Origin of the sequence: Arthrobacter arnarulunnguaqae (assembly GCF_051262515.1) — a bacterium.
Lineage (GTDB): Bacteria > Actinomycetota > Actinomycetes > Actinomycetales > Micrococcaceae > Arthrobacter_N.
Window position 1 is genome coordinate 26,528 of record NZ_JBIMER010000025.1, and the last position, 7,322, is coordinate 33,849.

The window sequence follows — 7,322 nt, forward strand, 5'->3', positions numbered from 1 at the left end:
CACGAAGGATAGGACAAAGATGTCGATTCAAAGCGCGACGGCCGGGCACCGCCCGGTGACCTGGAGGCCCACCGCCGAGCAGCAACACGGTTCACGGCTCTGGGACTTCATGGGCTGGGTGGCCGCACACCGGCACGTCAGCCTGGGCGACTACCGGGCCGCTTGGCAATGGTCCGTCGATGACCTTGCGGGGTTCTGGGACGCCGTGCGCGAGTACTTCAACGTGGTGGGCGACGGCTTCGACGGCCCGGCACTGGCCGAAGAGCGGATGCCCGGGGCGGTGTGGTACCCTAACGCGAAGCTGAACTTCGCCGAGAACGTGCTGCGCCACGCCCTGGACCCCGACATGGCCGACTCCACGGCAATTCTGACCATCCAGGAAAACGACTCCGTCACCGAACTGAGCTGGCGCCAACTCGAATCCCAGGTCTCGTCCCTGGCGGCACACCTCAGGCGCCTCGGAATCGGATCCGGAGACCGTGTCGCCGCTGTACTGCCCAACGTCCCGGAGGCGATCATCGGGCTGCTGGCAACAGCCTCCATCGGAGCCGCCTGGACCATCAACTCACCCGATCTCTCCGCCGCGGCGACCCTGGAGCGCCTGCGCCAGCTCGAACCCAAGCTGCTCATCGGCGTCGACGGCTACCGGTTCAACGGAAAGGACTTCGACCGGCTCCAGCACCTCGCCGACATCGAAGCCGGACTGCCCGGGCTGGAGCACACCATCCTCCTGCGGAACACCGCCCAAGAGCCCGAGGCCCCCACCGGCCGGCTCGACTTCACGTCCCTGCTCGCCGACCCGGCCGAACCAGGCTACGCGCGGGTGGCCTTCGACCACCCGCTCTGGGTCCTCTTCTCCTCCGGCACCACCGGCGCCCCGAAGGGGATCGTCCACGGCCATGGCGGCATGACCCTCGAGGCGCTCAAGGGGACAGGCCTGAACCAGGACATGGGCCCCGGGGAACGCTACTACGTCGCCGCGAACACCTCGTGGATGGTCTGGAACACGCTGGTCAACAACCTGATGTCGGGTGCCTCCGTGGTGACCTACGCCGGCTCCCCCATGTACGGGCGGAAAGACCGGCAGTTCGACATCATCGCCCGGACCGGGGCGACGATGTTCGCCACGGGCGCCGCCTACCTTTCACTCGTCGAAAAATCGGGCCTGGAACCGAGCCGGTCCTGGGATCTTTCGAAGCTGCGCTCCATCCTCTCCACCGGTTCCCCGCTGCCCGATTCGACCTGGCTGTGGGTCCACGACCACGTCAAGCAGGTGGTCCACCTGGGCTCCGACACGGGCGGAACCGACATCTGCAGCGGCTTCATCGGATCCAACCCGCTGGAACCGGTCCACCTCGGCGAGCTCCAGGGACCCCTTCTGGGCGTGGCTGTCGAAGCCTGGTCCGACGCCGGAGAACGGGTCGTCGGCGAGGTAGGCGAAATGGTCATCACCCGCCCCATGCCATCCATGCCGGTGTTCTTCTGGGGCGACGAGAATGGGGCCCGGTACCGGGGATCCTACTTTGAGAAGTTCCCCAGCATCTGGACCCAGGGCGACTGGATCACCGAAACCCCCACAGGCGGGTTCGCGGTGCACGGCCGCTCCGACTCCACACTCAACCGGTCCGGCGTCCGCCTCGGCAGCGCCGACATCTACGCGGCACTGCAGCATGTGCCCGAGGTCGTCGAATCCATGGTCATCGGCCTCGAGCAGACAGACGGCGGCTACTACATGCCGCTCTTCGTCGCCCTCGACCCCGGTTGCCAGCTGACCGAAGAACTCAGGAGCAAGATCAACGGCACCATCCGCCAACTCACCTCGGCCCGACACGTCCCGGACGACATCATTGCCGTCCCCGCCGTGCCGGTAACGCACGCCATGAAGAAAATCGAGGTGCCCGTCAAGAAACTCTTCACCGGGCACAGCCCCGACTCGGCCATCAACCGCGGATCTCTCGCCAACCCCGAAGCCGTCGACTGGTTCATCGACCGGGCACGGCTGTACCTGTCGGAACGCCGCGAATAGGACCGGACCTGCGACGACGAGAGCCCCACCCCGGGGCAACGACTGGAGGAACCGGGGATGCCGAAGCACGATCATGCGCGCATCGTCAGCGCTATCGACGCCGACGATGAGTGGCTCCAGCGGTTTCCAACTGCAGACGCACCTGGTGGGCCCCACACCTGTGCCCGAAAGGCTTCCGTGCTACCTGACGCCCCGATCATGAACCCGTTGGCCGGTCCGGCCCCGCTGACGAGCGCCGCCCCCGGAGACGGTCGCGTCGCCAGCCGTGTTCGACGCCCGCCGGCGCCGGAAGCCCATGACGAGGAATGGGTGGAGCCGGAGATCCCGTACCGGCCGGAGCCGTCCCGGCAGCAGCGCCCTGCACAACGGAACTGCCCGCGCTCGGGCGGCCGCCAGCACCGTCAGGGATCCGGCGGCCGCGTCAGGGGCAACGGCCGCCGGTCCTTCTAGCAAACTCCCGCGGTGAGCGTGCAGACCTCACCGACACGATCACCTGCACATACGTAATGACGTGTACCTTGGTGACTTCAACGGCGACCAATACGTCGACGTGATAGCCCGCGACAAGTACGGCGCACTCTACCTTTACCCCGGCAACGGCGCCGGAGGCTGGAAACCACGAACAAAAATCGGCTCCGGCTGGCAAGGATTCACGAGCATCAGCGCTGCCGGTGACTTCAACGGCGACAACACGATGGACCTCGTCGCGCGCGACAGGTACGGCGCCTTATACCTGTACCCCGGCAACGGGTCCGGCGGATGGAAGCCACGGGCGAAGATCGGTTCCGGCTGGAACGGCTTCACTCACATCTTCTAGTCCCACCTTGCTTCCTACCGGGCTCATTCCCGCCACTCCCCCATTACATCGAGCTGCTTCACTGCCGCGAGTCCAGTTCGCCGGCCTCAAGTCTGAGCCGCTGCGCATACAGCCACCGCTGCAGGCCGCGTTCGACGGGTCCGCCGAGCTGCTTCGGGAGGCGGCCCTGATGGGCGAGGAACCGGAACACTGCTGTGTACCGCCGGTCCCGGGTAAACTCGCGGCCGCATTTGGGCGGCCGGCAGGAAAGCGGATCGCTCTCCTCAGCGCGCTCAACTGATGATTCTGAGCAGCTCGATACGTTCCGCGCAAGATGCCCGGAGGAGCGGTGCCCCGCCCCAGGAGACGCGATTGTTCCTTCCTGTGTCGTCACACCAGTCAAGGTTGTGTGGGTAAGCCTCCACAACGGCCTGCCCAAGTGCAGCCTCCCCCGGCACCTCGAAGGAGTAAGTGAACCCACCCCCATCATTCATTGGTGCAGCCGTCCGGACGATCCTTTTGCCGACAGCATCTGTGACCGTCACTTCCACCTTGGCATTCTGGCCGTAACGGGGGTCGCACTCCGAACCCGGAGCTTCGACAGTCACGATGTCCCCAATTCGCGCACACGTCGGGCTCACCGAATGTATGGGTGGCAGGCAAGGAGGTGCCCCCAGTGTCGAAGGGCTGCATCCTGAAAGCGCAGCCACTACGAGAACCGCCGGCACGAGCAATTTTGGTGCCAGCGATCTCATCTCGATCCGGGGCCACTTGCTCCGCCGCTCCATTCCCTGATTATCAAGGTGCCGGAATCGCGGTTCCAGATGAAAAGCAATTCTTCTCCGTATCGTTGCGGGCAACGCGGCCTCGGCGCCAGTAACGGATTCATACTGAGAGCAGCGGGACTCGATTCCTGCGAGGAGGGGGAAGCCTGTGGCTGGTGTGCGGCGCAGTAAAGTAATGGTCTGCGCACTCGCAACTGTCTTGTTGACCGGGTGCGCCGCGTCGGAACCGCCAGGGGCGGCAACCGCTACCTGGCAGTTGGCTTCCCCTGGGGCAGTCTCTCCGGGTTCCCAGGAGTTGGATGTCGCTGTTACGCGGCTGGGATGCGCCGGCGGGAAGACCGGCTCGGTGTTGGAGCCCCGGGTGAAGTACGAGTTGGACCGCATCTTGATTCGCACGAATGTCGTCGCAGTGGACGGTGCCCAGGAATGTCCAGGGAATGATGCAGTCCCCGTCACCATCAACCTGGAGGAACCGGTGGGTGACCGCCAACTGGTTGACGCCGCCTGCCTGGACACTGAAGCTACGGACACGATCTTCTGCACGGATAACGGCGTCCGATGGCCGGCGACTCCCCGCTGAGTCGCTCGGGAAGTGGTTCAGCCCGCGCCACCCTCGTGGCAGGATGCTCCTATGGGGGAGCAATGAGAATACTCATCACTACGGCGGTCATCTCCGCCGTGCTTATCGGCTTCACCGCGTGGGCGCTATCCGGAATCACCATTCTCGAAAGTGTCGCCATCCTCGCATTGTCGCTGCTGATCGCGCTGGCGCTTGACCAGCAGCGGGAGAAGGACGTGAAGCTAGGGACCGACGATACGGGCCAGCGGCATCATGGTGGGCGCGGCGGCGGCGGACTGATCTGAGGGGCCGCCCGAGCTCCTGCGCAGGACCGTCGCTGGTCAAGCGGTCCAGCCGAGAAGCGCTCCGCCGGCCCACATGGTGAGGACCCAGGTCGCAACTGCAATGACGGGAATGAGCAGCATCCAGTAGGACCTGCGTAGGGCCAAGCGCACCCCGATGACGGTGAGTGCGAGCCACACCACGAGGAGGCCGATGACCGCCCAGCCCGGTGCGATGAGCCCGCTGACCAGATACAGGTAGCCGGCGACGAGTTGTGAGGCTGCAGCGACCACGGCGGCCGCCACGAAAACCCACGATGTACCAGCTGATCTGGTTGCCCGGCCGGTCGCGTCCATGGTGATCCTCACGTTTGGCGGAAACATGCTACCTGGTTGTGGGGCGGTGGAGCTCTCTTTTCGGTTTCTTGGCGCGCGCGCCTATCCAGGCACCGACGGCCACCAGAATCATCAGAATGATTCCGATGATGGTTCCGACGATTGTTCCGATCCCATAGGACATTGCCTCCTCGCCCGATCCGGCCAGCAAGTGTCCGCGCTGGACGTCGAACCATATGGCGGCCGTCGACATCAGCAAGATCACTGGTATTTGGGGCAGTCCGACCAGCAGGGAGGACTTACCTGTTAAGCGTGCGCACCGGAATCGGCTGACCAGGTAAGCGGTGAGGGGAGCGGCCAAGACCAGGGCGACGAGCCACACTGGCGGTACTGCTTGTGTCGTGGAGGGGCTACGCAGCACCATAGGGAGAAACACGAGCGCCGTGGCAGATGCCGACGCTGCTGCCGGCCATACGGCACCTCGCAAAACTGTCATCCCAGGCGAACGATCAGTATCGCTGGAGCTGCCCATGTCAGCCTCATCTCGGCTCACTTGATTAAGTGTTCTCAGTGTACGCTTCGCGGCCCAGTAGAGCGCCGGTTGTCAGTGCTTAATCCCACCACTCTCCCAGCGCCTCGAGCAACCCAACCTTCCGTTCATCCAGCTCTCCGGACTCGAGCTTGAGCCGCTGCGCATACAGCCACCGCTGCAGCCCCCGTTCCTCACGCCCGCCGAGTTGTTTCGGGAGGCGGCCCTGTGCGGCAACGAACCGGAACGCTGCCGTGTAGCGCAGGTCCCAGGCTAGCTCCCGGCCGTGCCTGGGCGGCCGGTACCGTGGCCGGTCATGCAGGACCAGGCGCCGCCCAAAGACGGACGGGTCGAGGGCTTCACGCTGCCGGAGGCGGTACCGGACCCCCTCGAGCTGGTCGCTGCCGAGGAACGCCTAAGCTGCTACCGACGGTTCTGCGAGGACGTCCCGGAGGATGCCCAGCCCATGCTCACATGCGAGTACAGGGAGCGCCGAAGCCGGAGGACCAAACCGGAGCCCAGGGAACGTCCGGTGTGCCCTTCGTGTGGAATACAGCTCCCGGCGACGGGTATCTGCGACACCTGCGACTGACCCGCTGGCCTCCTCCCGGCTCCGGGCCGCCGCGCGCAAAGACCCGGATTCGCACAGCCCGCGACTCAAAGCAGACCACCAGCTGCTCTGGACGAAGGAGTTGCCCGCCGGGCAGATGTTCCGCCCGGCGGTCCCGGTGCTGGCAAAGGTACGTCGCTTCAACTACCTGATGTTCGAGCAGACCCCCGATAAGAAGTTCACGGTCAGCAGTGACGCCATCACCAGTTCCTACACCACATGGATGAGACCGAAAGCCCTGGTCGAAGCCCGGAACCAGCTGACGGATGACCAGCAACTCCGCTACTTGAACCCGCCGTACACGATCGGCAGCGCCATGATCTGGCCGGTCAGGATGATGCACAAGCCCACCATGAACCAGTCCCGGGGTACGCGCCAGAAAATTGCAGACCGGATGGATCTGACCCTGGAGTGCATTCGGCGCCACTATGCCGAGGAGCCGGGCAGCCCCCTCGATGATGTCATCACCGACTACTCGGACTTTTTCGCGCTCTTCAGAGGGTTCCGCGAGTTCGTGGATTTCTTTCACTTCCAGGACCTCGTGAACGAGGACTACACCGGCATCAAGTACTTCCTGGACTTCAACAATTTCGAGCGCTCCGGGCTGCCGTCGTCGACGCCGGAGTACATCACCTACCGCGAGAACGTCCTCGACTTCATCTCGGCGCGGCGGACAAGGATGGCCGACTGGGTGGAGGAGAACCACCCCGACATCGAGGTCCGCCGGTAGCCACGAGCTGCACGGTCGATACAGCCACCGGTGGAATGTCTGCGCCATGCCGTACACGTGTGCAGCATGGCATTTGTGAATGGAATCCGCCCCACCATCGCCCTCGACATGGACGGTAATCTCTTCGACTGGAGCACGCGCTTCGCCGACATTCTCCTGGAGCTGGACCCCAGTTTCCCCGTCGTGCCCGAGTGTCAGCGGATGCACTTCGACTACTTCTGGGTGGACGGCGCCGACCGGAACGCCATCCTTACGGCGCTCAATCACCCGCGTCTCTATGAGGACCTCGAGCCCCTTCCCGGGGCCATCGAAGCGGCTCTGGAGATGGAGTCGATGGGCATGGATGTCTTCGTCGTTTCGACCCCCACCTAGACCAACCCGGGGTGCGTTCCCGGCAAGCTGGATGACCTCTCGAAGCACCTCGGTGAGGGGTGGGATAAGCGCCTGATTCTGACCCACGACAAGACCGTCGTGAAGGCGGACATCCTTGCAGATGACAAGCCCGTCATCACGCGCACTGTTGGCGTGTACCCGCAGTAGTGCGGCGGCATGCGATAGCTCTGGGATAGATGCGCAATTCGTGGATCCTGCCTTCGCTACACCCCGCACCCGACGGATCACGCGCGCGGGGCGGTTGAACGCCCATTCGTCACCCGCGACTGCACTCGGC

General features: G+C 64.5%; 7 protein-coding genes. 5 read left to right on the plus strand and 2 right to left on the minus strand.

The window, feature by feature from the left end; translation table 11 throughout:
* Window positions 1-19 precede the first annotated feature (19 nt).
* The 3 genes from ACHAAJ_RS14860 to ACHAAJ_RS14870 all read left to right on the plus strand — a co-directional run bounded on the left by ACHAAJ_RS14860 (window position 20) and on the right by ACHAAJ_RS14870 (window position 4,471).
* Window positions 20-2,026 (plus strand): acetoacetate--CoA ligase, encoded by a 2,007-nt coding sequence (locus ACHAAJ_RS14860; protein ID WP_435729019.1) that lies wholly within the window; start codon window positions 20-22, stop codon window positions 2,024-2,026.
* Between the two features lie 511 nt (window positions 2,027-2,537).
* Complete coding sequence (locus ACHAAJ_RS14865) at window positions 2,538-2,843, plus strand: FG-GAP repeat domain-containing protein (RefSeq protein ID WP_435729020.1); 306 nt, start codon at window positions 2,538-2,540, stop codon at window positions 2,841-2,843.
* A gap of 1,406 nt (window positions 2,844-4,249) precedes the next feature.
* Window positions 4,250-4,471 (plus strand): hypothetical protein, encoded by a 222-nt coding sequence (locus ACHAAJ_RS14870; protein ID WP_435729021.1) that lies wholly within the window; start codon window positions 4,250-4,252, stop codon window positions 4,469-4,471.
* Window positions 4,472-4,507: 36 nt separating this feature from the next.
* Here ACHAAJ_RS14870 and ACHAAJ_RS14875 read toward each other — a convergent pair whose 3' ends face one another.
* Together ACHAAJ_RS14875 and ACHAAJ_RS14880 are read right to left on the minus strand one after the other, a co-directional pair.
* Window positions 4,508-4,816 carry a hypothetical protein gene (locus tag ACHAAJ_RS14875; RefSeq protein WP_435729022.1) on the minus strand — a complete coding sequence of 103 codons (309 nt, stop codon included), beginning with the start codon at window positions 4,814-4,816 and terminating at the stop codon, window positions 4,508-4,510.
* A gap of 578 nt (window positions 4,817-5,394) precedes the next feature.
* On the minus strand, window positions 5,395-5,640 hold the full coding sequence (locus ACHAAJ_RS14880; RefSeq protein WP_435729028.1) for a Helicase associated domain protein: 246 nt from the start codon (window positions 5,638-5,640) through the stop codon (window positions 5,395-5,397).
* Between the two features lie 217 nt (window positions 5,641-5,857).
* Between ACHAAJ_RS14880 and ACHAAJ_RS14885 the strand changes: the two genes are divergently transcribed.
* Both ACHAAJ_RS14885 and ACHAAJ_RS14890 read left to right on the plus strand, forming a co-directional pair.
* Window positions 5,858-6,652: a DUF6994 family protein gene (locus ACHAAJ_RS14885; protein WP_435729023.1), complete on the plus strand. Its 795-nt coding sequence runs from the start codon at window positions 5,858-5,860 to the stop codon at window positions 6,650-6,652.
* 66 nt (window positions 6,653-6,718) lie between these two features.
* A complete protein-coding gene (locus ACHAAJ_RS14890; protein WP_435729024.1) occupies window positions 6,719-7,024 on the plus strand; it encodes an HAD family hydrolase in 306 nt (101 codons plus the stop codon).
* Window positions 7,025-7,322: the final 298 nt, after the last annotated feature.

Coding starts and splice junctions, on each gene's coding strand:
- ACHAAJ_RS14860 (WP_435729019.1), top strand. CDS start 20: ATGTCGATTCAAAGCGCGACGGCCGGGCACCGCCCGGTGACCTGGAGG.
- ACHAAJ_RS14870 (WP_435729021.1), top strand. CDS start 4,250: ATGAGAATACTCATCACTACGGCGGTCATCTCCGCCGTGCTTATCGGC.
- ACHAAJ_RS14890 (WP_435729024.1), top strand. CDS start 6,719: ATGGCATTTGTGAATGGAATCCGCCCCACCATCGCCCTCGACATGGAC.